Here is a 23,619-nt window from a genome sequence, read left to right as displayed (position 1 = left end):
CCGGCCTGCGCGGTGCTACGGCGTCGCGAGGTTCACCGGTCGTCCGGAAGCAATTGCACGCTGACTCCAGTTTCCTGGCCCAACCTGGGGTTCTACTCAGCTTGGCGAGAGGCCCAGTCACCTGCACGGCGGGCTTCTTCAATCCAATCCAGAGCTTCGCGGTAGCCGTCTTCGCTTTCCAGGACGCGGTCCGTCAGTGGCCGCCCTGTCAGTGTGAAGTACGCACCGAAGTCCGCAAGCGTGAGTCCGGCGGCCTCGGCGGCTTGGTGGAACAGGTGCCAGCGAATGGCGCGCTTCTCGAGTTCGTAGCGCGGCCAGAACTCTGGAAGGACGTCTGCACCCGCACGCACGCGATTGGCCGGCTCTCCCAGGCGCTTGTCCTTGGGAGCGAGGCGCTTGGCGACGGCGAGGAGCAGGTGTGCCACGTCCTGGCGATCTACGGTCCCATTCGCCGTCTGCAGTTGGCCTGCACACCGATGCAGGGCAGCGGATAGCTCATGGAGCGAGGCCTGGATGTACGGATTCGGGTGGTCTTTGATCATCGTCCGACAGTGCACGGGCCGCGAATAGCGCCCATCCACTACGGTAGACGTGTGGCGGGGCCATTTCCCTATGGCGATGGGCGCGATATCTCCCGTGGCGATGAACCCGATGTTCGCGAACTTAACCCGCAGCCGCTGCCCCGGTACGAAGTGGCGCATCTCGAAAGGGGGGACTCGGGATGCCATACGCCCAGCAGGCAGAGGCGCCTCGGGCACGCACGGTACTGGTGATGCGCCTGTACCAGCGGATGCTGGCCACCGAGGTGGCGCTGGGCAGCGATATCATGTCGAACAGCGTGGAGGGTTATCAGTTGCTCAAGCTGGCGGGCAAGAGCGGCAGCCTGGATTCGCTGCGCAAGCCGTTGTCGGTGCGATTCAAGAACAGGCGGGCGAGGGGGAGCCGGAGGACGGTGAGCCGGCGGTATAAGGGAAGCCGTCAGTTGTTGCGTAAGTGCATAGCAAAGGGGCCGTTTGGCCCCCTTTGTTTTTCAGATCCGAGATAGGTTGGGGTGAGCCTGCGAAGCCCAAAGATAGGGATAGCGGAAAGCGCGCGATGGTGGGCTTCACCGGTTGTCCAGAAGCAATTGCAATTTGACCCCTGTTTTCGATAGCAACGCGGTTGAATGCCGCGGAAATATCGCGCGATATCTCCGCAGCCGGTTCGCGACCGGGCGTGACGTGGCGCACGACAAGCATGCGTATGAACAGCGATATCCACGGATGGCGCGCGCGATATCGCAGGGTATCCACGTATCCCTTCTGTCACACGCACCATCATGAGCAGTGCCATGGCACGCGATAGCAGCGCATATCGGCGTGGACGGCGCGCGACATGACGAACGATATCCGTCGATATGTTGCACGAAGCCGGTTGGTATCGGTGGTGATACCGGTTGGTATGGCGGTGCAGGGGAGAGGGGGTGTCGCACGAATGCGCGGCGTATCACGCAACAGATGATGTAAGCGTCGCGCGTGCATGACGGATGAAATGTTAGAGGTTTTTCTTCGTGTGGCGTCCTACAGTCGACGTGTCCGCCAGAGGGCGGGCATTTCAACGACAAGGAGACAAGGACGCACCATGAGTCAGAACATCATAGACATCACGTTCGAAGAGGCCACGCTGGCGGACATCGACGGCGCGCTGGGTACACTAAATGCACAGTTCGGCGGACTGGTGGCGCTGGACCCGGTCAAGCGGCGCCGGCTGCACAAGATGGGCGACAAGTCAGAGGCGTTCTGCCGGCTGGCGGTCGACGTGCTGACCAGTAATCCGCAGATCCTGCCCCCGACCTTCGACCTGGCCGCCCTGCAGCGCGATGTGGTGGCACTCGATGCACTGCGGGCGCGCACGGTGATGGTGATGCGCCTGTACCAGCGGATGCTGGACACCGAGATGGCCCTGGGCAGCGACATCATGTCGAACAGCGTGGAGGGTTATCAGCTGCTCAAGCTGGCCGGCAAGAGCGGCGGCCTGGATACGCCGCGCAAGCAGTTGTCGGTGCGGTTCAAGAGCAAGCGGGCGAGGGGTGAGCCGGAGGACGGAGAACCAGCCGTGGAGGGTGAGGCATCGGCGTAAGGGAGGCCGTGAGGTGTTGTGTATGCGCGTAGCAAAGGGGGCTGTCTTGAACTGGCCCCCTTTGTCTTTCACGATCCGAGATAGGTTGGGGTGAGCTTGCGAAGCTCAACATCGGGATGTCGGAAAGCGCGGGATGGTGGGCTTCACCGGTAGTTCAGAAAAAATTGCACTCTGACCCCTGTTTTCGCTATCCACCGTCCGGGTCTCGTCAGGGATGGCGAGGCTGCCTTCAAGGCTTGACTGCCGTTCTGTTCCCTTCACACTCCTGGAAGGGGCAAATAAGGAGGGGATTTCGATGACCGAAGCCACGGAGAAGAAAGTTAAAGCAAGCACGTATTGGGCGTATACGACGATCTACATCGCAATTGTAGTGATAGGGTCATTGTTACTCGGCTACTTCGACAGCGAGGGTCGAGAGCATATGGAACCCGACGAGTGGGGCACGGTGCTAGCTGGCGTCTTCTCTCCTCTTGCGTTTCTTTGGCTTATTTTCGCTTCTCTGTCTCAGCGCGAAGAGCTGGGACTTCAGAGAGAGCAGCTAAGACTTCAAAGAGACGAACTTGTACTGACCCGAGCGGAGCTAAAGCGAAACAGCGACGCGCAGTTTGAACAGAAGAATGAGATGGCTGCACAGGTCGCGGCACTCACTGCGCATACGAAACTTCTGGAAGCACAAGCTACCGCAACGTATGAGCCGGTTTTTGTCGTTTACAGAGTTCAGGGAATGCTTGCTTCGGATAGCTTTATCACGATCTTCATCGACAACGGCGGATGTGATGTCCTGGACGTTCTTACCGGGGAAGACCAGAAAGCAACGCACATTTGGATGACTCCCGGAACCGGTGGTGGCCGAACGATTCGCGGCAGGACAATTTCGCACTGGCCCAAAGGCGGCAGAGTCCAACTCACCATTCCACTTGGTTCCGCTGACTCTCGCGACGACGTACGCCTTTCTTTCAGCTTCACGCGGCTGGACACCTCCAAGAGGAAGGTTGAATTCGTCCTACGTGACAGCGGTTACCTACTTCACCAGCTTCAATCGAGCACTTACGGAACCACAATGCACTCCGTTTCCGTATCGGTGCCCTCGCCACCCTAGTCTCTACATGGAGGGCATTAAATGGAGAACGCAGCACGTAGGATGGGTTGAGCGTAGCGATACCCATCGCTATGTCGGCATGCCGCGATTGATGGGTATCGCCTGCAGCTCAACCCATCCTACGTAGATGTTTCGGCGCCGGAAACGAAAAAACCCCGGAGGTCCGGGGTCTAATCTTGGTGCCGAAGGTGGGACTCGAACCCACACGCTTTTAAGGGCGGCGGATTTTGAGTCCCATGAGCCGGCTGCTGGCTCTTGTTGGCTCCAATGGCCTCAATGGCTTAGCTATGGGCTGGTGTGGGGTGGAGGGGGCCATTCTTGCCCGCTGTGTCCCATGAGTGTCCCAAGAGCGTCCTCTACTCGGCAGGTGCATTCTTGATGTAGTGCCAGTCAGTGTTGTCTGGATCTTTGTCATCAAGGAAGTCAAACACCGGAAGGTCCTTGTAGAGTTCGACGATCTTGTCGCGTCGCTCTGCGTACGCATCAGGAAGCATTTCAATGAGCTTCTCCAAACGGCCGAGGTCACGCGAATAGATGTCTTTGGATTGGCTAAGAATCTTTTCTATTTCGCTAAGCCTGTGCTTAACGCGATCCGGTTGATCTGCTTTTAACAGCAGCTCAGCGGCCTTGATAAATCTTGTTAGAGCATTAGATTCCACGCCGCGCAACTTCCATACCTGCCCTTCATTGTCGTGCAAGCGGACATCCAGCAAGGACAATTGCTTAGGTAGTTTCAAAAGCGGCTCGACATCCTGTTTGAGGGATTTCAGGTTCTCGTCGATGGTGTCAATTCGTCCCGAGACAAATTTTGATAGTTGATCGCGCGCACTCCGCTCATTGCTCTCGATGGCCCTTACCAGGTCTGTAGTTTTATCGAGAGCTTTATCAACTTCTGACTTGATCTGAGCGTCGTTCGCTTTTCGAATTTTTTCTATGTCCGATTTCCGCAATCGATAGTTGAAGAAGATCTGGCTTCCGGCAATTCCGACAAGAAAAGTTGCTACGAGAGCTATGCTCCATTGCATGAGCTGGTTAAGGTCCTTGTTAGCTTCTTTCTGGTTTTCGTACAGAAGTTGATAAAGAGCCGCCCTGTCCGGAATGCTCGAAGAGGTTGTGCCAGCTTTGGGGTGTGCCTTCTCAAGAGCGGAATCTTCTGCGCTTAGGCTTGCAGCAGAAAGGTTTGATGCTTGATTAGTCGCAGGTATAGCGCGAGCAGGAGCAGGAGCAGGAGCAGGATTGTGCGAAGGCACTGTGTTTGGTGTATTGGTTTGCGAAGTTGAGCTCAGAGACACTGAAAGCAATACGACTGTTAGTGCGGCTCTTGCGTAATTCCTCATTGTCGAGCGCTCCAGCGTTTGATTTTGCGCATTCTTGCCTGAAGTTCAGTAGGAATCAATTCTGTTCAATTTCAGCCAATAGCAGTGTTTTGAGGTGCGCGCGCGTGCGCGTAATTAGACCTCCGGGAACGTTCCCCAACACCCGGAGTAGCACTCATGACCTTGCAGGAAATCCGGCAGCGCAAAGCTGTCCGCACCGCTGAAGCCCGCGCCATCGTCGCCAAGGCTGAAAGCGAGAAGCGTCAACTGACCGCCGAAGAGTCGGCGAACTTCAACACCATCCGCGTTGACATCGAATCGCTGGAACAGGCCGAACAGCGGCAACAGTTCCTGGACGATGCCGAGCGCCGCGCCGCTGGCGTGACCGTCATCGCTGGCAACGGTGCTGACACCATCGCCGCGCTGGAATCGCGTGTCTCGCTCATGCGCGTGTTGCAGGCGGGCGTGGAAGGCCGCGCGCTGTCCGGCGCTGAAGCCGAGTATGCGCAGGAGACCGAACGCCGTACCGGCCGCAAGGCGCAGGGCGCGTTCGTGCCGATGTCCGCGCTGGAACGTCGCGTCAACACCACTGGCAGCGCGCCGGAACTGGTGCCCACGGACCACCGTGGTGACCTGTACATCCAGCCGCTGCGCAACAAGCTGCTGGCGCGTCGCCTGGGCGTGCGGGTGCTGTCCGGTCTGCATGGCAACGTCACCATCCCCAAGCACGGTACCGGCGTGTCCGTTGGCTGGGTGGCAGAGAACGGCGCGGTGCCGGATTCGGACGTGAACCCCTCCAACATCACGCTGACGCCGCGTCATGCCGGTGGAGTCACCGAACTGTCCCGGCAACTCATCATGCAGTCCAGCCCCGATGTGGAACAGCTGGTGCGCGATGACTTCGCGGCCGTGCTGGCGCAGGCCATCGACTCGGCGCTTATCAAGGGCGGCGGCACCAATGAGCCCGTGGGTGTCCTCTCCACCGTGGGCATCCAGACGGCGAACCTCGCAACGCTCAATTGGGCGAACGTGCTGGCGATGAAGGCCAAGGCGGAGCTTGCCAACGTGGACGCGTCGTCCTGGCTGTTCAATCCCAGCGTCGCGGCCAAGTTCGCCGGCACGGAGAAGTCCACCGGTACGGGCATCTATCTGCTGGGCGATGACGGCCGCATGGCGGGCATCCAGTCGTACAGCACGAATCAGGTGCCAAACAACGCCACGCCCGACCCGGATGCCGGCATCGCCATCCTGGGCGACTGGTCGCAGGTGCTGCTCGGCATCTGGTCGGAAATCGACATCCTGGTGAACCCCTACGCCCAGCCGGCCTACGGTCGCGGCGGCGTGCTGGTCCGCGCCATGTCAACTGTGGACGTGGGCGTACGCCATCCGCAGGCGTTCGTCGTCGCTTCCGACATCACCCTGTAACTGCCAGCCTGCGCAGCCCGTCCTAGTGGCGGGCTGTGTCTTTGGAGACGCCCATGACCACCGAGAAACGCGCTACGACCGGCGTGACCGCCAACGGCCGCAAGCTGACGGGCTACATCGCCAAGTTCGACAGCCCCACCACCATTGGCGACTTCACCGAGGTAATCCGGCGGGGAGCCTTTGCGGCCTCTCTGGCGTCCGGTGCGGACATCCTGGCCCTGGCCGACCACGACACCAGCCGGGTGCTGGGGCGGACCCGTAGCGGCACGCTCACGCTGTCTGAGGACGACACGGGGCTGGCGTTCGCGCTGGAACTGCCCGACACGCAGGCCGGGCGTGACCTTGCCGCGTTGGCGCAACGTGGTGACCTGGGCGGCTGTTCCTTCGCCTTCAACGTGCCGGCCGGTGGGGATCGCTGGTCGGGCAACACCCGTGAACTGCGCAACGTGGTGCTGGATGAGGTGTCGATCGTGCAGAGCCGACCGGCCTACGGTGCCACCGAAGTTCACCTGCGCAGCCTGCAACCGCAAAGCCAAGTCGCGCTGTTGCGCTACTGGCTGGAGACTGTCAAATGAAAATCCTGGACATGCTGCGTGGACGTACTGAGCGCCGCGCTGAAGACCCGTCATGGAACGCACTGGCGAATGGTGGCAACAACACGCTGTCCGGCTCCTACGTGGACGCGAAGTCTGCCGAGTCCATCTCCACCGTGTTCGCCTGTGTGCAGGCCCTGAGCGAATCCACGGCCTGCCTGCCGCTGCATACCTACCGCCGCAACGAAGACGGCAGCCGCGAACGTGCGGACGGGCATTGGCTGTCTCGCGTGCTGGAAAGGCCCAACGACTATCAGTCGGGCATGGAGTTCCGGGAGACGCTGACCGCTAGCGTCCTGTTGAACGGCAACGGCTACGCCCGCAAGGAATTCAACGGTGCCGGCGAGATGACCGCCTTGCATCCCCTCAATCCTGGCCGCGTTTCCATTGTCCAGCTGGATAGCGGCCGGCATCGGTACGACTACACCGACGACAAGGGTCGGCCGTTGCGGATGCTGGCCGATGAGGTGTTGCACCTACGCGACCGCACCGACCCCGGCAGCATCGTGGGTAAGTCCCGCGTGACCATCGCCCGTGAGTCGTTGGGCCTGGCGTTGTCACTGCGCACGCATGGCGCGTCGAGCTTCGGGCGTGGGGCACGGCCAGCATCGGTCCTCTACAACGACGGCAAGACCGACTTAAACAGCGAACAGATGACGGCAATCCGGGGTGTACTGGATGGCTACGCTTCGCCAGTGAATGCAGGCAAGACGCTCGTCATGGGTATTCGTGGTCTGAAGCTGGAAAACATTGGGCTGTCCAACGAGGACGCGCAGTGGCTAGAGGCCATGAACTTCAGCGTCACGGAAGTGTGCCGCATGTATCGCGTGCCGCCGATCCTTGTGCAGACGTTGGAGCAGGCGAGCTACAACAACGTTGAAAGCCTGGGCGCACAATTCGTCAAGTTCAGTCTGACGCGTTGGCTCACGCTGTGGGAGTCGGCAATCTCGCAGCAAATGCTAGGCCCCATCGCCCGTCAACGGTTCTATGCGGAACACGCTGTGGACGCGTTGCTGCGCGGCACGGCTACGGAACGTGCCGAGTTCTACAAGACCATGATCGAAAGCGGAGTGATGGACGCGGATGAGGCCAGGCGCTTTGAGAACCTGCCGCAGCGCCGCGTTGACGCTCCCAATGTGCCGCAGGCGACGTGACGAAAAATCACTGGCGTTCTGTTGACACGTAGACCGGACTCTCCCTCACGGACAGATTAAAAACCCCTTGAAGGCTCAACAAACATGACCGCAATGACCAAAAAGCAGCAGGCGTTCGTGACACACAAGGTGGCGGGATGCACAAACCGGGATGCCGCCATCGCGGCAGGCTACGCGCCTGGCAGCGCGGCGCAGGCCGGTGATCGGCTGGCGAAGCATCCGGCTGTCCGCAAGGCCATTGCAGCGGCCACGAAGACCGGCCCTGGCGTGGATACGAAGACCTCCGCGCCAGCTATGCCGCGTAGCAAATACAACGACCCCAAGTCGTTCCTGTTGGACGTGATGAACTTGGACGGCCTGCCCATCGCTGTCCGGGCAGATGCTGCGTTCAAGCTCATGCCGTACATGCACGCTCGCATGGGTGAGACTGGCAAGAAAGAGTCCGCAAAGGAAAAGGCCCGCGACATCGCGCGTGGGCGTAGCAAGTTCGCAACCAAAGCACCACCGCCACGCTTGACGGTGGTGCAAAGCGGGTAGCGCACGGTGCTGCCGGATTAGGTGTGAGTGCCGGCGTTCAAGAAAACCACACCAGCAGAGGTGGTGTCAGAAGCCGCGAAACTGCAAAGGCCCCGGTAGCCTGCCAAGGTGCTACCGGGGCCTTTTTTTTGTCCGGGTCAACATTCTCGCACCTGCAAAGCCAGTTGCAACAGTCTTGTTTGGTGGGGTAGGGCGGCGCAGCCTATTGGAGCCGGAGCCCTCCGGCTGCAGGAGAGAAACCATGGCAAAGAACGAAAAGACCGGTAAGGCAGCAGGAACTTCCGCTTCCAAGACCCTGCGTGGCACGGGTACCGCAGCTGACGCCAAGAAGGCCGCCGCTTCGGCACTGACCCAACGTCCGGATAAAGGCGGAAAGAAGAAGTAACCGTGGTCCGTAAGTAGCTGCGGTCTCAGGGATGGGGCCGCAGTTTTTATGCAGCGCCGGAGACCAGAACATTCCAAGAGCGTTTGATTCTCGAAAGATAGCCAAGAAGGTTCCTTGGGTACATGTGACTAACCAGCGTTACCGCTTCGCGCCCGACGTGGAATGCTGCATCTGTAATTTCTATCAATTCGGCGTACGCAACTTTTGCTCCCTCCGCGTCATCGAACAAGGATCCATCCGTCCCGATATCGTTCTCTGCGATGCGTCTGAGATCCGCTGTAACTCCATCCGCAAGAATGACAAACCTCGCCAAGAGAACCGAAAGGTCGCGGTTTATCACGCCGGCATGGGCCATCGCTGCTCTAGTCAGAGGAAAGTAATCTTGGCGGACGTGGACAGTCACGCGCTGGACGTTTCCCTGCTCTGCCTCCTCCAGGGCCTCTACAAAGCCATCTCTCCACTTCCTCGCGTTGACGATGGCGAGCACTGCATCAATCTCACTTGCTGCCGCTAAGGCGAGGCTCTTCGCTTGTCGGCGGTCCCGTCGCGCTTCAATACTCCAAGTTGCGAGCCACGACGTGATGCCGCCAACAAGAGCGCCGAGTAGCGCGGCGATCCCGCTATCAATCGTCCAGTCCATGCGTCACTCCTTGACGGTTAGAAGCCGGCCTTCTCCATCGAGTCGATTAGTGACTCCCACTTCTCTTTGCGCTCTTCATCGGTCGAGAACAAGAAAGTCTCAATACGTCCACTAACCAAGTGGATGCTAAACCCGAAGAAATCTTCAAATTTTCCAGAATTGGGGTTCAGGCCGTTTGACACCTCTTCGTGCCAGATGACCATCTCGATATTTCGGAAATTGAACTGCTTGTTTGCAATCGCGTGCATATGCGCTCCCCATCTGAGTAACGTAGCCGGAAGGTCCCCTGTTGGCCTAGTTTGCTACGTCGCGTGGGGCAGTCAAGCCTTGCGGCAGCCCCGCCATCCCTGACGGGGCCCGGACGGTGGATTGCCTAGGGAGCGTCCGTTGCCGTGGTTAAAGGATGCCCACGGCGGGCAGTTGGCGGAATCAGCGTTGGACGCGTCAACGCGTAGGAGTTCTCTGGGGTGTCTCATTCCGGGAGACGGGGCGGTCTGATGCTGCGTACATGGACACTCCCGACGACAAACGATCCCCTGGTCCGTTCGCGCACCTAGCGACCAGCAGGCCACGCACAAAGGAAGAAGAGGAAGAGACAACCCGGCGGGAGTACAACCGCCGCCGGGGGAAGGGGCGCAAAGACTGGTGGAAGAAGTACCTAGATGACGGAGAGGCGTTGAAGCCGCCAACGGGTGACAGGTGACGGGTGACAGTAGGGTGGCCGGCCCTTAGAGAGACATACATGTGTCCCGAACTCAAACCTACTCAAACCTTATATTCCTTCCTTACTACTGCTTACTTTTAACTGTCACCTGTCACCCGTTGGCCTGAGAGCTAGCTAGGACAATGGTTTACGGAGGTGACGGTTGGGGTGACGATTGGTCCAACTGGCACCTAATTTCATCGTTGGTGAGTTCTACGCCGTTCTTGATCCAGATTCGGCAAGTCTCCCCGTTCCACTTAACGCGTTCGGCCATGTTGCTGAAGCCCATGCGCGTGAACATGTGGTGCAGCGCCTTGCCTTGGGGCATATCGAAGCTGTCGAAGCGTGAGCGCGCCTCTAGCAGCCGGCTCAGATGCGCGCTGGAGAACACGCGCGCCGTAACGCCGTGGGCACCGTCTGCAATTATTGACCTGGCCGCGCTCTCTGCCTCGTCCTCGCTTGACGCCATCATGCGGCGCTTCTCTGGCGTCATCATTGCGCTGCCGCTAATGTCGAAGCTGTCCGGAATCGTGATGGATAGCAGCCAAGCGCGTAGCTCGCCCGCGCAGTGGTTCTTCGCATAGTCGATGGCGTCAGTGCGTGCCTTCCAGCCGGCGGCGTCCAGGCCGCAGTAGGCGAGCATCCCCGGCATATCCGGCCACGGCGTGAAAATCACGAACCACCTACGGTCTGTGGCCTCCAGCGGCAACGCGTCATTGTGGTTCGTGTTGGCATAGTGGTTCGTGCAATTCCAAGTCTGGAATGGCTTGGCACCTTTGGGGTTAACGTCCACAACGTCATTGGAGATGAATTCCTTCATCGCGTTGTAGAGCTGGTGCCTAGCTTTACCCGTCAGCATGATCTCTTCAATCACGTTGACTGCTCCGCGCACCCCCCAGTCTGTGAAACCACCGCTGTTGGAGATATTGGAGTTTGAGGTTGTGGAAAGGTTGCGGAATCCCATGGCCGCACGTAACACCATGATGGCGAGCGTTTTTCCGTCGCCGTGGATGCCCTTGACGATGGGTGCCCAGCGAATCTTGACGCCTGGTCGCTGCACGTTGTGCGCGTACCAATAAAGGAGGTTCAAGTACACGTCATCGCGCCGGCCGCACATGTCGTAAAGCATATGTTGGAAAGCGGTGATGCCGGCTAAGCCTTGCGCGGTGTACTGCGTTGACAATGCGGGCAGGCTGCTAGGGCTGTAGCTGTTGGCGTACTGCGCACCATCCCACTCATAGTACGGGTCGCAGTCGGGTCGATAGCCGACCTCATCCACCTTCGGAAGTCCCCAAAAGTGCAGGCAGCGTTCGGCGGCGTTGTCTCGTCTGCCTGTGCTGTTCACCGGCATCTTCTCGCCATAGATCGCCTGAAAGCCGATCATGTCCATGGACTTGCCGTTGTCGGTGTTATAGAACCGATTGCCGTTGGCAACGAAGCAGTAAGGCTTGGCCCAATCGGGTAGGGCACTGGGATCGACGGTCGAGCGCGGTAGCGCTGGCGGAAATATCAGCGCGCGTAGCCTGCCAATGGGCAGCGGGTTGTCCCAAAACTTCAATTTGCGATGGATGGCGGTAACGATCCTTTCTTGCAGGGCGATGGGAACACTCGCTTGCTGAATCAAGGGGATCACTGTGTTGTGCAGTTCCTGGTCGTCGCCGCATTCGGCGATCCAGTCAAGTAGCTCATTTACACGGCTGTATGTTTCGTCAGAGATGCGCTGCGCATGAGTGACGGTCGCCAGCGAGGTGCCGGTTCTGAGGTGTTCCATGTAGTCCTGCCGAGTTGTCCGCGTGGGTGTGCCTGCCAAGGTGTAGGGCGCGGAAATGGCAAGTGCTAGCGCACTTTGTATGGCTCCAAAATCAGGGACTCGCAGTAGTTCGCCCACGCCCGTTCCTCGGGAGTGCGGGCGTAGACCGAGCGCACGCGAAAGGCGCGCGCCGTGATGAGCATGGGAACCGTGTCAATCGCTTCCTGGCTGACGTAGCGCCACGCCAAGTGGGCGTTTTTCAGGCATGCAACGATGTCGTGTCTGTGGTGTTCACCGTAGGTCCTACAGAGCGTGTCAACTAGGTTCGGGTCGGGCGTGTAAGTGGTCATCTCGCCCCCGGATAGAATGGGGCAAGCACGAAGTCGATTCCACGACGAATCTGCATTTTGTAGTGCGGAGACTCCGAAAGCGAATATGCAGCGAAGAAGAATGAGACCGTCTCCTTGTCATGCTGCGGAAGGCGGTCAAATTGCCGGCTGTACTCCTCTCCGCCGGCAATCGCTCGCTGCACTTCGGAGTGTGGGAGTCTGGGATTCAGGGACAGTAGACGGTCTTTCATGTCCTTCATGGTCAGTGGACCTCGCGACTGGCAAGCCACGCGTGGTAGATCGCCATAGCGCGCGAATCCAACTTTGCGTACTCCGCAGCGCTTCCGCTCTCCAGTCCTTCCAGCAATAGGTAGAAAACCGCTTTGGCCTCGTCTGGTGCATCACCATCCGGCAATATTTGGAACATCGCGCTTACTTTGGTGAGCACCATGCCGATGTGCAACATCCGACAGTGCGTGGGGCTGTTCGACATGTCTTGAACAAATGCCCCCACCTTGGGCGGGAACAGTTTGGCGCTCATGCGGCCACCACCTGTTGAGAGTCAACCCAACGGCTGAAGGCTTCCACGTCAATATAGACGCGACGACCAATGCGGACCGTAACGCCGTGGTCGCGCATGCCGTTGTGTGCTTCGTTGAAGATCCACCAGCGCAGTTGCGCTTCGGTGAAAGGGCCGCTGTCCGCGAAGGCGGATACGGTTTTGAGTTCGCGTTTCATTGCCTTGTCCTCACTTGGCCGTTGCTATTGGCCGGTGTGGACAGGCTATGGATGTAGGGGTATGGGTAGGAACTACCCTATTTATTTGACCTCTAAGAAGTAGTTTGCCGCGTCCTCGCCGCACTTCTCCCAAGCATACCGAGCCTGCTCCTTTGTGATCTTGAAAACGCGTTGCGCGTCGGCCCAGGCGCGTGTGATGTTCATTCCTCTGAACTGGATCATGGACTGCACATGCATGGCGATGGCTGCGTTATCGTGCTTTCGTGGTGCGCCGTCGCCACTAGGGTTTAGATATTCCACGTTCTCCGATAGACGGCTGGTGCGAAGCACCGTGTAATCCGCGTCGCTAAGATTCCGGCCTGACATTGGTCGTCCACGTCGACCCGGCTCGTTGGGGATGGGCTGCGTTCGTTGGAATCGAAGGAAGGCGTGCTCCCATTCTTCGAGCGGCTCTTCCAGCTGTTCTTTTAGCCAGATGAGACGTGCGATTGTCTTCTGTCGCCGAATGTTTGCCCGATAGTCTTCCGGCGATACTAGGAACTGCAGGCGTGCGGGCATGCTCAGTCCTCTAGTAGTTTGTCGGCGATAGTGGAGAGCGTTGCACGCACATGCTCGCCGGACTGGTGCGAGTAGCGTTTAGCCATTGCAAGCGTCTTGTGTCCCAGTGCATCCGCAACCTGTGCGAGTCCTGCGCCGTTCTGCGTGAGATAGCTTGCCGTGGTGTGGCGTAGATCGTGAAAGCGGAAGTTCTCAAGGCCAGCAGCGTCGCGCACCTCGCGCCAGTGCTTCTCAAAGTCGGCCGGTGACGAGTCGCGCTGTCCTTTGAAAACCCATCCCTCTCCCGTTGGGTCGGCGTCGTAGTGTTCCTGAAGTGCGTTCTGTGCAGCGCCAACAACAGGGATGTAGCGAGGCTCACCGTTCTTCGTGTCGGTGAACCGCAAGCGCCAGTTCGCCATGTCCACGTCATCCCACTTCAGGTAGCGGATATTGGAATAGCGCGCGCCAGTCGCCAGCGTGAGGATGACTGCCGTGCGAATGTTGAGATTGGGATGCGCCTTGCACGCCTTGAACAGTGCCTTGCGCTCATCGTCGGAGAGGAAGCGAATGACACCTTCGCTCTCTGCCGCTTTGCTGACACTTAGGACAGGATTGGATTGCAGTGCATGCAATTCCTTCCAAGCCCACTTGCAGACGCTGCTAATGGCAGCGAGATAGCGATTGATCGTCGCGCCGCTAAGAGGGTCGCCATATCGGTTAGTGCGCTTCGCCAGCTTGCCGCGTGCTTCTGCGAACACGGCGGGTTGCAGCTTGTCGAGCGTGACGAACCCGTATGCCTCTTTCCACCATGCCAGCATCGTTTCCTGGCCGGCGCTATCGCGATTGTTTGCCTTGATCGGCAGGTAGTCCGACACGTAACGGTCGATGAGATCGGCGAGGGTGGTGCGCCGGTCGGCCGTCGTGGGCACGTAGACGCCGTGACCAAGGTCAGACTCAACCTTAGCCGCCCATGCTTTCGCGTCTGTGATGCGCTTGAAGGTGCGCGACCTGGGGCGTTCTCCGCGTAGTCGGACCTTCACCCGATAGCTGGTGGAGCCGTCCGCTGCGGTGCGCTTTTCAATAGTCGCCATTGGCTAGAGTTGGCTGGTGTGTCCCATAGTTGTCCCATGGGCCACGCCAGCTTGCAACTCAAGCGATGTAACTACTTGATTTTATTGGTGCCGAAGGTGGGACTCGAACCCACACGCTTTTAAGGGCGGCGGATTTTGAGTCCGCTGCGTCTACCATTCCGCCACTTCGGCGCGGATGGGGAGTATAGCCGAGCCCGGGGCCCCACCGACAGGGGCGCGGACCCAGACCGTCTCAGTTGACCTGGTCCGTGCCCAGCAACCGCTCGCCGCGACGCTGCCAGCCGTCCGTGCCAGCCTCTTCCTCCGGTGTGAAGATCCCGCAGCGGACCATCGTGCGCTGGTACACATGCAGGCTCACCGCGATCGCCTTGTCGCTCGGATTGCGGATGGTGTGGTACTCGTGCGGCGGGATCAGGCTGCCCGCCGAGCCCGTACCGGCCTCGATGGTGCCCGCCGGCACGAAGCGATAACGCACATCATCGTGCTCCGCCAGCTCGTACTGCGTGATCTCCAGCCGCCCGCGCCACACGCCCTCCACGCACCACATACCCGAATGATCATGGATCTTCGTGCCCTGGCCCGGGCCCCACGTCATCGCGATCACGCTGTAACCATGCTCAGGGCTGGTGTACAGCTCGCGGCGCGCGTAATGGTCGGAGATCGGCTCCAGCACGCAGGACGGCAGATGCACGTCCTCGTCGCAGATCAGTTCGCACAGCGACTTGCGCAGCGCATCGGTGACGGCACGGTCGTCGCCGAGGGCGACGGCGGCGTCCAGCGACGCGATCAGCTTGTCGGCGCCGGGGAAATCGAGGGTCATGGGGCGAGCCCGGTGGAAGTGTGGGCCCATTTTAGCCGCGTGGAGCGGGGAGGGCGTCGTGCGGTGCGGGATGGGTTGGCCGTTCCCCCTCGCCCCGCCCAGCGGGGAGAGGGTGCCCAGCGGGCGGGTGAGGGGCGAACGGAGACCGGACAGGTGTGCGCTCGAGTGTTTGCCGCGCTCGCCCCTCATCCGCCTTCGGCACCTTCTCCCCGCTGCGCGGGGAGAAGGGAACAGCGAGGGCTCAGATCTCCGCCAGAAACCCTGCCACTGCGGGTCCGAACCGCTCGAAATCCACCAGGAAGGCGTCATGCCCCTGCGGCGATTCCAGCGGCAGGAACTCCGCCTGCGCGCCGCCGGCCGCCAGCCCCTCAGCGATCTGCTGCTGCTGTTGCAGCGGGAACAGGATGTCGGTGGCCGCCCCGATCGCCAGCGCACGCTGCACGCGTATCCTGGCCAGCCCCTTCATCACGTCGCTGTCCGCGCGGTCCTCGCCTGCGTATTCCGCCAGGTCGAACCAGTCCATCGACCGGCTGAGATAGAGATAGCAGTTGGGATCGAAGCGGCGCACGAAGCGGCGCGCATGGCCTTCCAGGTAACTCTCCACCTGGAACTCAAGCCCGAACGGCTCCTCGTCCGGACGGTCCGATTCGAGTCGCACGCGACCGAAGCGGCCATCCCACTCCAACGCCGAACGGTAAGTGATCACGCCCAGCTTGCGCGCCATCCGCATGCCGGATTCCGGATAGGTCTCGTCGTCGTACTGGCCATGGTTCCATTGCGGATCCAGCCGGATCGCCTCGCGCTGCAGCGAACGGATCGCGATGGAGAACGGCAGCGCCTGCGCACTGCCCGAGATGTTGATGTGCGTCCGCGCCGCGCCCGGGTGCAGCAGCAGGTAGGCCAGTGCCGTCATCCCGCCCATCGAGTTGCCGATGATGCAGGCCAACTGCTCGATGCCCAGCCCGCGCACCACGTCGAAGGCCGCGTTGGCGCCGTCTTCCACCGACAGCTCGGGGAAGTCGAGGCGGTAGAGGCCGCTTGTATCCGGATTCACCGATGCCGGGCCCGTTGAGCCCTTGCAGCTGCCGAGCGAGTTCACGCAGACCACGAACCAGCGGTCGGTGTCGATCGGCTTGCCGGGGCCGAGCATCCCCTCCCACCAGCCCTCAGCCTCGTTGCCCGGATTGCGCGCCGCATGCGCGTCCGGCGACAGCCCGGTGACGATCAGCACCGCGTTGTCGCGGCGCTCGTTCAAGGTGCCCCAGGTTTCATACGCCATCCGCGCCCCGTGCAGCGCACCGCCGCGCTTCATGCGGAACGGCGAGGGCAGGGGATGGAAGCGCGTGCCGGGGGGGATGAATTCGGTCATGGGTGAAGTGTAGCGATCCGGGCGACGCTATTCGCCCTTCCAGCGCAGCCCGGCACGCAAGGGCAGGTGGTCAGAACCGATATCGGGGCCGCGTTCCGCCCAGGTGCGTGCGAACTCTGGTGAGACCAGGACATGGTCGATACCGATGCCGAACATGCCGCCGCCCTCGCTGGGATAGGTGGGTGTCCAGCCGGTAGCGCGTCGCAGCGAGCGCATGTCGCTGCCCAGCAGTGCGCTGGACCATGGCGTGGCATTGAGGTCGCCGGCGACGATTGTCGGCCGCGTGGCGGCAGTCGTGGCGAGTTCCCGCAGCAACTGATCACGCGCGTGGTACTTGCGCGTGGCCATGGGCGGCTTGGGATGCGCGGCGATAAAGTGGACGGTGCGGCCGCCGATATCGAGATCGGCCTCCATTCGCAGCGCACCCAGTCCGTCGGGCAGCACGCGCACGTTGCGGAGAGGACGGTCGGACAACACCCCAAGGCCTGGCGGCGACGCGAGCGGATGCAGCGCTTGGTGGACGAATCCGCCGTATTTCCGATCTTCCAGCGCCTCAGCGTAGTAGGGCGACAACTCGGTCAGCACCACGAGATTGGCCGGCTTCTGTCGCAGCCAGGCGAGCAGCGCGCCGGGATCGCGCTGATGGATGTTGACGTTGGCGACCGCGACCAGGAGATGTGGAGGCTCGTCCGAGTGCGGCGCGACGGGACTTGCGGTAAGCCATGGCATAGCAAGCAGTGGCAGGCCGAGGAGCCAGCGCCTGTCGCGTAGGGCGCCGAGCAGGCAGGCGATCAGCCAGGCTGCGCCATAGAGCGGCTGCCAGTGCGCGAACAGGTCCAGCGCCCAGCCAATGGATCCTTGGCCCGGCATCCATGCGCGTTGCAGCGGGAGCAGCAGTCCGAGCAGCGCAGGTGCGGAGAGCCAGAGAGCTAGCCGTGACACGACGCGTGCGCGCTTCATGCAGTGAGCGGGAGATGGATCATCGCCAGAGTGTAGGGAAGGCGGTTTATCGATGCCATGTCATGCAGATGCAGGCAGGGCACGGATACATCGCAACGCAGCATCCGTATCCCTCGCCCTGCGCAGCGGGGAGAGGGTGCCCAACGGGCGGGTGAGGGGCGGACGGAGTGGGGATGCCGGCGTTACGATCAGCGGTCAACGTGCCTCAATAACGCGAGGCGGAGGGTTCGCGCGAAGAGCGCCCCTCATCCGCCTTCGGCACCTTCTCCCCGCTGCGCAGGGAGAAGGAGAAGCGGCAGCGCGGTATGGCGTGGCCTTACGGCACCACGCGATCAATCGTCAGCGTGTAGCTGTTGCCGGTCTTGACGTCGGCAGTGACGGCAGCGGCTTCCAGATCGCCGGTCTGGGCGGCGGGGCCGCTGCCCTTTGCGATGCGGGCGACCAGATGCACCTGCGGCAGCTGCGACAGCTTGAGCGTGGGCATGGGGCTGTCGCCGTCGCCGAGCGGCACGGTCACCGGGAAGGTATCTACCGGCAGGCGCTTGGCGGCGACCGGCATCGGCGGGCCGCCCATCTGGCGGGCGAACACGAACAGCGTGTCGCCCGGTGCCAGCTTGTCCTTCAGTGCCGGGGCCAGCTCAACGGTGACGGTGAGCAATGCAGGTGCCGCGGCGGTGACAGGCGCAGTGTCGGCAAGTGGCGGCAGGCCGGCGTCGGCACGGGCTTCGTTGATCTGCGTGCGCAGGGTGGCGGCCGTGTTGGGGTCGACCTTGGCCAGCAGGGGTTCCCAGGTCTTCGCCGCCTCGGCGTGCTTGCCTTCCTGCCGCTGCGCGAGGCCGAGGAACCACAGCGCGCGCTGGTGATCGGGATTGATGGCGATGGCCTTGTCCAGCAGTGCCATCGACTGCGCGTCGAGCTTGCGTTCGGCATTGTTGAACAGGCGCGCCTGCGCGGTTTCGACCAGCAGGTCGGCGTCGGTGGGCAGCAGCTGCACGGCGCGCTCGAAGGCTTTCTGCGCGTCGTCGTAACGTTGCAGCGCCGCGTAGGACTTGCCCAGCAGGCGCCAGCCTTCCGGTTCGTTGGGCTGCTTCGCGAGCTCGGCTTCGAGCTGGGTCACGGCATCGTCCAGCGTCGTGGGCATCGTGGCGGTGGCCTGCGGCGACAGCGCGGCAGGCGTGCCCACCACGCGGTACAGCGCGAACGTGGCGATGCCGAGCGCGGCGACGCCACCCAGCACCAGCCCGCGCGCATCGCGCCACAGCGGCCACAGCACCGCCAGCAGCACGGCGGCGGAAAGCACGATGGAGAGGATCACGAAGGTGGTCATCACCACTCCTGGTTGTCGTCGTCGGTGGTCGGCGCGGGTTGCTTCGCGCGCTTGGCGACGATCCGGCCGACCCACACGCCGCCGGCCAGCAACAGCAGCAGCGGCCCGAACCACAGCACGTAGGTGCCCGGTGCCATCTCCGGCTTGTACAGCACGAACTCGCCGTAGCGATCGACCAGGAACTGCTTCACCTGCGCGTCGTCCTTGCCCTGGCGCATCAGGTCGAGCACCTCACGCCGCAGGTCGTGCGCGATCTGCGCGTTGGAATCGGCCAGCGACTGGTTCTGGCACATCACGCAGCGCAGTTCGGCGGTCAGCGTGTGGAAGCGGGCTTCCTCGGCGGTATCCCGGAACTGCAGCGGCGTGGGGTCGCTGGCCTGGGCGAAGGAGGGCGCGGCGACGGCGACCAGCAGGGCCAGCAGCAGAGCGCGCAGCAGGAGCATCGGAGACGCGTTCATCGGCCGGCTTCGATTTTTTCCAGCGCGGGGATCAACTGGTGGTCGATGATGGCCTGGTCGATGGCGCCGACGTGCTTCCAGCGGATCACGCCGTTGCCGTCGACGAGGAAGGTTTCCGGCGCGCCGTAGATGCCCCAGTCGATCGCCGCGCGGCCTTCGATGTCGGCGATGACCATCATGTACGGATTGCCGAACTGCTCCAGCCAGCGCAGCGCATCCTGGCGCTCATCCTTGAGGTTGTAGCCGATGAAGCGCACGCGCTTGGTCAGCGCGAACTTCGTCAGGATGGGATGCTCCACGCGGCATTCCGGGCACCAGCTGCCCCATACGTTCATCACGTAGGGCTGCCCCTTGAGGTCGGCGTTGGTCACGCGCTTGCCGGGCTCGTGCAGCAGTGGCAGGTCGAAGGCCGGCGACGGCTTGCCGATCAGTGGCGAGGGCAGGGCATCGCGGCCGGCACGGTCGGACTGCTTCACGCCGTAGTACAGCAGGCCCATCAGGCCGATGAAGAACAGGCCGATGATGATCAGCGCGAAGGTCATCGCGCCACGCGAGCGCGGCGGCGACGGCGGGAGTTCGGACGCGTTGCTCATGCGGGATTGGCCTCGGGCTTGCGGTGGTTGCGGAACCGGCGGTCGGCGGCGGTGACGAAGCCGCCCAGCGCCATCAGGGCGGCGCCCAGCCAGATCCAGCGGACGAAGGGCTTGATGTGCACGCGCAGCGCCCAGGCGCCGTCGCCGAGCGGTTCGCCGATGGCGACATAGACATCGCCGAGCACCCCGGGCCGGATGCCGGCCTCGGTCATCACCTGGCCACCGCTGGCGTACGCGCGTTTCTCCGGATGCAGCAACGTCACCGGCTTGCCATCGCGCAGTACCTGCACGTGACCCCGGTCGGAGAGGTAGTTCGGTCCCTGGGTTTCATCGACGCCCTGGAAGTGGAAGCCCCAGCGGCCGACCTCGACCGTCTGGCCGGGCTTCACCGCCAGTTCGCGCTGCACGTTGAGCGCCTCCACCAGCAGCGCGCCGACCAGGAACACGGCGATGCCGGTGTGCGCCAGCGTCATGCCCAGCATCTCAGGAGTGAAACGGCCGTTCGCGCGCAGGCGCGACCAGACGAAGCGCAACGTGCCCAGGCCAACCCACGCCGCACCGAGGATGCCGGCGGCGGCTTTCAGCTTGCCTTGGGGCGCCACGAACCAGGCGATGACGGCCAGTGCGATCGCCAGCCCGGCCCACGGCAGCAGCATGGCGAGCGGCTTGCGCAGGTTCTCGCGCTGCCACTTGGTGATCGGCCCGAACGGCACCAGTGCCACCAGCGGCGCCATCAGTACGATGAAAAGCAGGCTGAAGTACGGCGGGCCGACCGAGATCTTGCCCAGTTCCAGCGCGTCGGCGATCAGCGGGTACAGCGTGCCCAGCAGCACCATCGCGCAGGCGGCGGCGAGCAGCAGGTTGTTGGCCAGCAGCAGCGTCTCGCGCGAATTGGCGGCGAAGTACGACTTCTCCGATTCGCCCTCGGACAGCTGCGGTGCGCGCCAGGCGTACAGCAGCAGCGAACTGCCGATCACCACGCCCAGGAAGATCAGCACGAACAGGCCACGGGTGGGATCGGCGGCGAAGGCGTGCACGCTGGTCAGCACGCCGGAGCGCACCAGGAACGTGCCCAGCAGCGACAGCGAGAACGCGGCGATGGCGAGCAGCAGCGTCCAGCCCCGGAACGCGCCGCGCTTCTCGGTGACCGCCTGCGAATGGATCAGTGCCGCGCCCACCAGCCAGGGCATGAAGCTGGCGTTCTCGACCGGATCCCAGAACCACCAGCCGCCCCAGCCCAGTTCGTAGTACGCCCACCAGCTGCCCAGCGCGATGCCGAGGGTGAGGAAACCCCAGGCGACGTTCGTCCACGGCCGCGTCCAGCGCAGCCAACGTGCGTCCACGTGGCCGTCGAGCAGCGCGGCGATGGCGAACGCGAACGGCACCACGAACCCGACGTAGCCCACGTACAGCAGCGGCGGATGGATGATCATCCCCGGATCCTGCAGCAGCGGGTTGAGGTCGCGGCCTTCGCCGGGCGACGGCAGCAGGCGGATGAAGGGGTTGGAGGTGAAGATCAGGAAGGCGAGGAAGCCGATGGCGACCACGCCCATCACGCCGAGCACGCGCGCCATCACCACGTCCGGAAGACCGCGCGAGAACAGCGCCACGGCGCCGGTCCAGATCGCCAGCACCAGCGCCCACAACAGCAGCGAGCCTTCGTGCGAGCCCCACACTGCGGTGTAGCGATAGACCATCGGCAGCAGCGAGTTGGAGTTGCCCGCCACGTACTTGACCGAGAAGTCCTGCTGCACGAAGGCTACCGTCAGCGCGATGAAGGCCAGCATCACCAGCCACAGCTGTGCGTAGGCCGCCGGGCGCGCGACTTCCATCCATGACGCCTTGCCGCGCTGCGCGCCGGCCAGAGGCAGCACCGCCTGCAGCATCGCCACCAGCAGTGCCAGGATCAGCGCGATTTGTCCGAGTTCAGGCAGCATCAGTCATCCATTCCTGTACGCACGGAAGCAAAAGCGCCCCTCATCCGGCCTCCGGCCATCTTCTCCCCGCAGGCGGGGAGAAGGAGAGGAACAGCATGGTCGGGAAGGGGTGTGGCGGTTTGCACTCTTCGAGAGCGTCGTGCGTTCGAGTCCCTCTCCCTGCGCAGCGGGGAGAGGGTGCCGAAGGCGGGTGAGGGGCGAGCGGAGGTGTGGGGTGTCGACCACGCGGGAAGCGTCAACAAGCGCAGGGCACGAGGACGGCGAATGACAGGAAAAGCGCCCCTCATCCGCCCTCCGGGCACCTTCTCCCCGCGCGCGGGGAGAAGGGAAACGGCGATGGCAGCGGCGATCAATTCGCCGACCCCGCAGGTGCTGCAGGCACGTCGTGCTTCTGGTGCGCCTTGCCCATCTTGTCGGCGACTTCCTTCGGCATGTACGCCTCGTCGTGCTTGGCCAGCACGTCCTCGGCCACGAACACGCCATCCTGCAGGGTGCCGGTGGCGACCACGGCCTGTCCCTCGCGGAACAGGTCCGGGAGGATCTTGTCGTAGCGCACCGTCAGCTGCGCGTCGCCATCGGTCACGCGGAAGTGCGAGGTCAGCGAGCCGGCTTCGCGCTTGAACGAGTTCTTTTCCACCATGCCGCCCAGCCGGAAGCGGGACTGCTTGGCATCACCGCGCAACACTTCGGCCGGTGTGTACAGGTAGGCCACGTTGCGCTGCAGGGCCATCGCAATCAGCGCGGTGGCGATGCCGGCCACCACGACGGCGAGCAGCACGAACAGCAGGCGACGGCGTCGCACGGGATTCATCGGTCAGCGTTCCAGGTCGGTGGGGGCGGCGTTGCGGCGCGAATCGCGTGCGACGCGCAGGCGGGCGGCGCGCAGTTCGCGGCGCACCTGCAGGCGCGGGGCGATGAAGTCCCAGGCCAGCACGGCGGCGAACACGGCGTAGGCGCCGATGACGTATTCCAGATAGCTCATGGGGCGGCTCCGTCCGACGCGAGTTTCGCCACCCAGGCCTTGCCGGCTTCGCGGTGCAGGTTGTCGGCGCGCGCGCGCGCCAGCAGCGAGCCGGCGAACCAGAACTTGGTGGCGATCACCATCAGTACCAGCGGCAGCAGCATGCTGTCGTCCATGCTGGACTCGCCGAACACGCGGATGGTCTGGCCCTGGTGCAGCGAGTTCCACCACACCACCGAGTAGCGGATCACCGGCAGCAGCGCCACGCCGACGATGGCCAGCAGGCCGGCCGCACGCGCCGCGCTGCGGCGGTCGTCGATGGCGCCGTACAGGCCCATCACGCCGAGATAGAGGAACAGCAGGATCAGTTCGGTGGTCAGGCGCGGATCCCAGTCCCACCAGGTGCCCCACATCGGCTTGCCCCAGATGCTGCCGGTGGCCAGGGTGATGACGGTGAACGCGGCGCCGGTGGGCGCGCAGGCCATCGCCAGGATCTCGCACAGCTTGATGCGCCAGACCAGCGCGATGGCGGCATAGAACGCCATCAGGCCGAACACGAACATGCTCATCCACGCGCTGGGCACGTGGATGTACAGGATCCGGAAGCTGTCGCCCTGCTGGTAGTCGGCCGGCACCACGAACAGCGCCTGCCACAGGCCCACGCCGAACAGCACGAGCGCCGCCAGGTAGCACCACGGCGTCCAGCGCGCGGCGAAGCGGTCGAAGTAGGGCGGTGAGCCGAGTTGGTGGAACCAGCGGACGAGAGGATTCATGCGGCG

Annotated in this window: 28 protein-coding genes and 1 tRNA gene; 8 read left to right on the top strand and 21 right to left on the bottom strand. The window is 62.5% G+C overall.

Annotated elements, in window-relative coordinates; genetic code table 11:
- Positions 1-92 precede the first annotated feature (92 nt).
- Complete coding sequence (locus WBN46_RS07225; protein ID WP_337730966.1) at positions 93-701, bottom strand: hypothetical protein; 609 nt, start codon at positions 699-701, stop codon at positions 93-95.
- Positions 702-772: 71 nt separating this feature from the next.
- Between WBN46_RS07225 and WBN46_RS07220 the strand changes: the two genes are divergently transcribed.
- The 3 genes from WBN46_RS07220 to WBN46_RS07210 all read left to right on the top strand — a co-directional run bounded on the left by WBN46_RS07220 (position 773) and on the right by WBN46_RS07210 (position 3,217).
- Positions 773-1,045, top strand: a complete 273-nt coding sequence (locus WBN46_RS07220) for a hypothetical protein (RefSeq protein ID WP_337730965.1) — start codon at positions 773-775, stop codon at positions 1,043-1,045.
- A gap of 575 nt (positions 1,046-1,620) precedes the next feature.
- On the top strand, positions 1,621-2,118 hold the full coding sequence (locus tag WBN46_RS07215; protein WP_337730964.1) for a hypothetical protein: 498 nt from the start codon (positions 1,621-1,623) through the stop codon (positions 2,116-2,118).
- 295 nt (positions 2,119-2,413) lie between these two features.
- Positions 2,414-3,217, top strand: coding sequence for a hypothetical protein (locus tag WBN46_RS07210; protein ID WP_337730963.1), 804 nt, complete (start codon positions 2,414-2,416; stop codon positions 3,215-3,217).
- A gap of 356 nt (positions 3,218-3,573) precedes the next feature.
- Here WBN46_RS07210 and WBN46_RS07205 read toward each other — a convergent pair whose 3' ends face one another.
- A complete protein-coding gene (locus WBN46_RS07205) occupies positions 3,574-4,554 on the bottom strand; it encodes a hypothetical protein (RefSeq protein ID WP_337730962.1) in 981 nt (326 codons plus the stop codon).
- Positions 4,555-4,710: 156 nt separating this feature from the next.
- Between WBN46_RS07205 and WBN46_RS07200 the strand changes: the two genes are divergently transcribed.
- The 5 genes from WBN46_RS07200 to WBN46_RS07180 all read left to right on the top strand — a co-directional run bounded on the left by WBN46_RS07200 (position 4,711) and on the right by WBN46_RS07180 (position 8,627).
- Entirely contained in the window at positions 4,711-5,958 is a 1,248-nt protein-coding gene (locus WBN46_RS07200; protein WP_337730961.1) for a phage major capsid protein, read from the top strand.
- A 53-nt stretch (positions 5,959-6,011) separates the two neighbouring features.
- Complete coding sequence (locus tag WBN46_RS07195) at positions 6,012-6,533, top strand: HK97 family phage prohead protease (RefSeq protein ID WP_337730960.1); 522 nt, start codon at positions 6,012-6,014, stop codon at positions 6,531-6,533.
- Complete coding sequence (locus tag WBN46_RS07190) at positions 6,530-7,705, top strand: phage portal protein (RefSeq protein ID WP_337730959.1); 1,176 nt, start codon at positions 6,530-6,532, stop codon at positions 7,703-7,705. The genes WBN46_RS07195 and WBN46_RS07190 overlap by 4 nt, the downstream gene beginning before the upstream one ends.
- Positions 7,706-7,789: 84 nt before the next feature.
- The gene (locus WBN46_RS07185) at positions 7,790-8,242 is read left to right on the top strand and encodes a terminase small subunit (RefSeq protein ID WP_337730958.1); all 453 of its coding nucleotides are present in this window, start codon (positions 7,790-7,792) and stop codon (positions 8,240-8,242) included.
- A 241-nt stretch (positions 8,243-8,483) separates the two neighbouring features.
- The gene (locus WBN46_RS07180) at positions 8,484-8,627 is read left to right on the top strand and encodes a hypothetical protein (protein WP_337730957.1); all 144 of its coding nucleotides are present in this window, start codon (positions 8,484-8,486) and stop codon (positions 8,625-8,627) included.
- Positions 8,628-8,673: 46 nt separating this feature from the next.
- Here the strand turns inward: WBN46_RS07180 and WBN46_RS07175 are convergent, their stop codons facing one another.
- The 19 genes from WBN46_RS07175 to WBN46_RS07085 all read right to left on the bottom strand — a co-directional run bounded on the left by WBN46_RS07175 (position 8,674) and on the right by WBN46_RS07085 (position 23,613).
- Positions 8,674-9,267, bottom strand: coding sequence for a hypothetical protein (locus WBN46_RS07175; protein WP_337730956.1), 594 nt, complete (start codon positions 9,265-9,267; stop codon positions 8,674-8,676).
- 17 nt (positions 9,268-9,284) lie between these two features.
- Positions 9,285-9,515 (bottom strand): hypothetical protein, encoded by a 231-nt coding sequence (locus tag WBN46_RS07170; protein WP_337730955.1) that lies wholly within the window; start codon positions 9,513-9,515, stop codon positions 9,285-9,287.
- Between the two features lie 603 nt (positions 9,516-10,118).
- Complete coding sequence (locus WBN46_RS07165; protein ID WP_337730954.1) at positions 10,119-11,741, bottom strand: primase-helicase family protein; 1,623 nt, start codon at positions 11,739-11,741, stop codon at positions 10,119-10,121.
- 65 nt (positions 11,742-11,806) lie between these two features.
- Positions 11,807-12,070, bottom strand: coding sequence for a hypothetical protein (locus WBN46_RS07160; RefSeq protein WP_337730953.1), 264 nt, complete (start codon positions 12,068-12,070; stop codon positions 11,807-11,809).
- A gap of 241 nt (positions 12,071-12,311) precedes the next feature.
- Positions 12,312-12,590, bottom strand: coding sequence for a hypothetical protein (locus WBN46_RS07155; RefSeq protein WP_337730952.1), 279 nt, complete (start codon positions 12,588-12,590; stop codon positions 12,312-12,314).
- Positions 12,587-12,787: a DNA-binding protein gene (locus WBN46_RS07150; RefSeq protein WP_337730951.1), complete on the bottom strand. Its 201-nt coding sequence runs from the start codon at positions 12,785-12,787 to the stop codon at positions 12,587-12,589. The genes WBN46_RS07155 and WBN46_RS07150 overlap by 4 nt, the downstream gene beginning before the upstream one ends.
- An 81-nt stretch (positions 12,788-12,868) precedes the next feature.
- Complete coding sequence (locus tag WBN46_RS07145) at positions 12,869-13,345, bottom strand: hypothetical protein (RefSeq protein ID WP_337730950.1); 477 nt, start codon at positions 13,343-13,345, stop codon at positions 12,869-12,871.
- A 2-nt stretch (positions 13,346-13,347) separates the two neighbouring features.
- Positions 13,348-14,415, bottom strand: a complete 1,068-nt coding sequence (locus tag WBN46_RS07140; protein ID WP_337730949.1) for a site-specific integrase — start codon at positions 14,413-14,415, stop codon at positions 13,348-13,350.
- An 85-nt stretch (positions 14,416-14,500) separates the two neighbouring features.
- A tRNA-Leu gene (locus WBN46_RS07135) sits at positions 14,501-14,586 on the bottom strand.
- Between the two features lie 61 nt (positions 14,587-14,647).
- A complete protein-coding gene (locus WBN46_RS07130) occupies positions 14,648-15,235 on the bottom strand; it encodes a cysteine dioxygenase family protein (RefSeq protein WP_192201358.1) in 588 nt (195 codons plus the stop codon).
- A gap of 241 nt (positions 15,236-15,476) precedes the next feature.
- Positions 15,477-16,604 carry a homoserine O-acetyltransferase gene (locus WBN46_RS07125; protein WP_337730948.1) on the bottom strand — a complete coding sequence of 376 codons (1,128 nt, stop codon included), beginning with the start codon at positions 16,602-16,604 and terminating at the stop codon, positions 15,477-15,479.
- Between the two features lie 27 nt (positions 16,605-16,631).
- Positions 16,632-17,564 carry an endonuclease/exonuclease/phosphatase family protein gene (locus WBN46_RS07120; protein WP_337730947.1) on the bottom strand — a complete coding sequence of 311 codons (933 nt, stop codon included), beginning with the start codon at positions 17,562-17,564 and terminating at the stop codon, positions 16,632-16,634.
- Between the two features lie 316 nt (positions 17,565-17,880).
- Positions 17,881-18,891 (bottom strand): tetratricopeptide repeat protein, encoded by a 1,011-nt coding sequence (locus tag WBN46_RS07115; RefSeq protein WP_337730946.1) that lies wholly within the window; start codon positions 18,889-18,891, stop codon positions 17,881-17,883.
- Entirely contained in the window at positions 18,891-19,328 is a 438-nt protein-coding gene (locus WBN46_RS07110; protein WP_337731885.1) for a cytochrome c-type biogenesis protein, read from the bottom strand. The genes WBN46_RS07115 and WBN46_RS07110 overlap by 1 nt, the downstream gene beginning before the upstream one ends.
- A 17-nt stretch (positions 19,329-19,345) precedes the next feature.
- Positions 19,346-19,891: a DsbE family thiol:disulfide interchange protein gene (locus WBN46_RS07105; protein ID WP_337731884.1), complete on the bottom strand. Its 546-nt coding sequence runs from the start codon at positions 19,889-19,891 to the stop codon at positions 19,346-19,348.
- A gap of 47 nt (positions 19,892-19,938) precedes the next feature.
- Entirely contained in the window at positions 19,939-21,879 is a 1,941-nt protein-coding gene (locus WBN46_RS07100) for a heme lyase CcmF/NrfE family subunit (protein ID WP_337730945.1), read from the bottom strand.
- Positions 21,880-22,228: 349 nt separating this feature from the next.
- A complete protein-coding gene (gene ccmE, locus WBN46_RS07095; RefSeq protein ID WP_337730944.1) occupies positions 22,229-22,690 on the bottom strand; it encodes a cytochrome c maturation protein CcmE in 462 nt (153 codons plus the stop codon).
- A gap of 3 nt (positions 22,691-22,693) precedes the next feature.
- Positions 22,694-22,861 (bottom strand): heme exporter protein CcmD, encoded by a 168-nt coding sequence (ccmD, locus tag WBN46_RS07090; RefSeq protein WP_337730943.1) that lies wholly within the window; start codon positions 22,859-22,861, stop codon positions 22,694-22,696.
- Positions 22,858-23,613, bottom strand: coding sequence for a heme ABC transporter permease (locus WBN46_RS07085; protein WP_192201350.1), 756 nt, complete (start codon positions 23,611-23,613; stop codon positions 22,858-22,860). The genes ccmD and WBN46_RS07085 overlap by 4 nt, the downstream gene beginning before the upstream one ends.
- Positions 23,614-23,619 lie beyond the last annotated feature (6 nt).

The organism is Pseudoxanthomonas sp. CCNWLW251, from assembly GCF_037402255.1.
Classification (GTDB): Bacteria; Pseudomonadota; Gammaproteobacteria; order Xanthomonadales; family Xanthomonadaceae; genus Pseudoxanthomonas_A.
The sequence above is the reverse complement of the archived record's forward strand: the minus strand, read 5'-3'. Positions and strand labels throughout refer to the sequence as shown.

What these genes read in the sequence shown, in the direction of transcription:
- WBN46_RS07130 (WP_192201358.1), bottom strand. Translation starts at nt 15,235, where the DNA reads ATGACCCTCGATTTCCCCGGCGCCGACAAGCTGATCGCGTCGCTGGAC.
- WBN46_RS07160 (WP_337730953.1), bottom strand. Translation starts at nt 12,070, where the DNA reads ATGACCACTTACACGCCCGACCCGAACCTAGTTGACACGCTCTGTAGG.
- WBN46_RS07155 (WP_337730952.1), bottom strand. Translation starts at nt 12,590, where the DNA reads ATGAGCGCCAAACTGTTCCCGCCCAAGGTGGGGGCATTTGTTCAAGAC.
- ccmE (WP_337730944.1), bottom strand. Translation starts at nt 22,690, where the DNA reads ATGAATCCCGTGCGACGCCGTCGCCTGCTGTTCGTGCTGCTCGCCGTC.
- WBN46_RS07205 (WP_337730962.1), bottom strand. Translation starts at nt 4,554, where the DNA reads ATGAGGAATTACGCAAGAGCCGCACTAACAGTCGTATTGCTTTCAGTG.
- ccmD (WP_337730943.1), bottom strand. Translation starts at nt 22,861, where the DNA reads ATGAGCTATCTGGAATACGTCATCGGCGCCTACGCCGTGTTCGCCGCC.
- WBN46_RS07120 (WP_337730947.1), bottom strand. Translation starts at nt 17,564, where the DNA reads ATGAAGCGCGCACGCGTCGTGTCACGGCTAGCTCTCTGGCTCTCCGCA.
- WBN46_RS07085 (WP_192201350.1), bottom strand. Translation starts at nt 23,613, where the DNA reads ATGAATCCTCTCGTCCGCTGGTTCCACCAACTCGGCTCACCGCCCTAC.
- WBN46_RS07190 (WP_337730959.1), top strand. Translation starts at nt 6,530, where the DNA reads ATGAAAATCCTGGACATGCTGCGTGGACGTACTGAGCGCCGCGCTGAA.
- WBN46_RS07175 (WP_337730956.1), bottom strand. Translation starts at nt 9,267, where the DNA reads ATGGACTGGACGATTGATAGCGGGATCGCCGCGCTACTCGGCGCTCTT.
- WBN46_RS07225 (WP_337730966.1), bottom strand. Translation starts at nt 701, where the DNA reads ATGCGCCACTTCGTACCGGGGCAGCGGCTGCGGGTTAAGTTCGCGAAC.
- WBN46_RS07140 (WP_337730949.1), bottom strand. Translation starts at nt 14,415, where the DNA reads ATGGCGACTATTGAAAAGCGCACCGCAGCGGACGGCTCCACCAGCTAT.
- WBN46_RS07180 (WP_337730957.1), top strand. Translation starts at nt 8,484, where the DNA reads ATGGCAAAGAACGAAAAGACCGGTAAGGCAGCAGGAACTTCCGCTTCC.
- WBN46_RS07195 (WP_337730960.1), top strand. Translation starts at nt 6,012, where the DNA reads ATGACCACCGAGAAACGCGCTACGACCGGCGTGACCGCCAACGGCCGC.
- WBN46_RS07215 (WP_337730964.1), top strand. Translation starts at nt 1,621, where the DNA reads ATGAGTCAGAACATCATAGACATCACGTTCGAAGAGGCCACGCTGGCG.
- WBN46_RS07200 (WP_337730961.1), top strand. Translation starts at nt 4,711, where the DNA reads ATGACCTTGCAGGAAATCCGGCAGCGCAAAGCTGTCCGCACCGCTGAA.
- WBN46_RS07145 (WP_337730950.1), bottom strand. Translation starts at nt 13,345, where the DNA reads ATGCCCGCACGCCTGCAGTTCCTAGTATCGCCGGAAGACTATCGGGCA.
- WBN46_RS07125 (WP_337730948.1), bottom strand. Translation starts at nt 16,604, where the DNA reads ATGACCGAATTCATCCCCCCCGGCACGCGCTTCCATCCCCTGCCCTCG.
- WBN46_RS07210 (WP_337730963.1), top strand. Translation starts at nt 2,414, where the DNA reads ATGACCGAAGCCACGGAGAAGAAAGTTAAAGCAAGCACGTATTGGGCG.
- WBN46_RS07105 (WP_337731884.1), bottom strand. Translation starts at nt 19,891, where the DNA reads ATGACCTTCGCGCTGATCATCATCGGCCTGTTCTTCATCGGCCTGATG.
- WBN46_RS07220 (WP_337730965.1), top strand. Translation starts at nt 773, where the DNA reads ATGCGCCTGTACCAGCGGATGCTGGCCACCGAGGTGGCGCTGGGCAGC.
- WBN46_RS07165 (WP_337730954.1), bottom strand. Translation starts at nt 11,741, where the DNA reads ATGGAACACCTCAGAACCGGCACCTCGCTGGCGACCGTCACTCATGCG.
- WBN46_RS07150 (WP_337730951.1), bottom strand. Translation starts at nt 12,787, where the DNA reads ATGAAACGCGAACTCAAAACCGTATCCGCCTTCGCGGACAGCGGCCCT.
- WBN46_RS07185 (WP_337730958.1), top strand. Translation starts at nt 7,790, where the DNA reads ATGACCGCAATGACCAAAAAGCAGCAGGCGTTCGTGACACACAAGGTG.
- WBN46_RS07170 (WP_337730955.1), bottom strand. Translation starts at nt 9,515, where the DNA reads ATGCACGCGATTGCAAACAAGCAGTTCAATTTCCGAAATATCGAGATG.
- WBN46_RS07100 (WP_337730945.1), bottom strand. Translation starts at nt 21,879, where the DNA reads ATGCTGCCTGAACTCGGACAAATCGCGCTGATCCTGGCACTGCTGGTG.
- WBN46_RS07115 (WP_337730946.1), bottom strand. Translation starts at nt 18,891, where the DNA reads ATGACCACCTTCGTGATCCTCTCCATCGTGCTTTCCGCCGCCGTGCTG.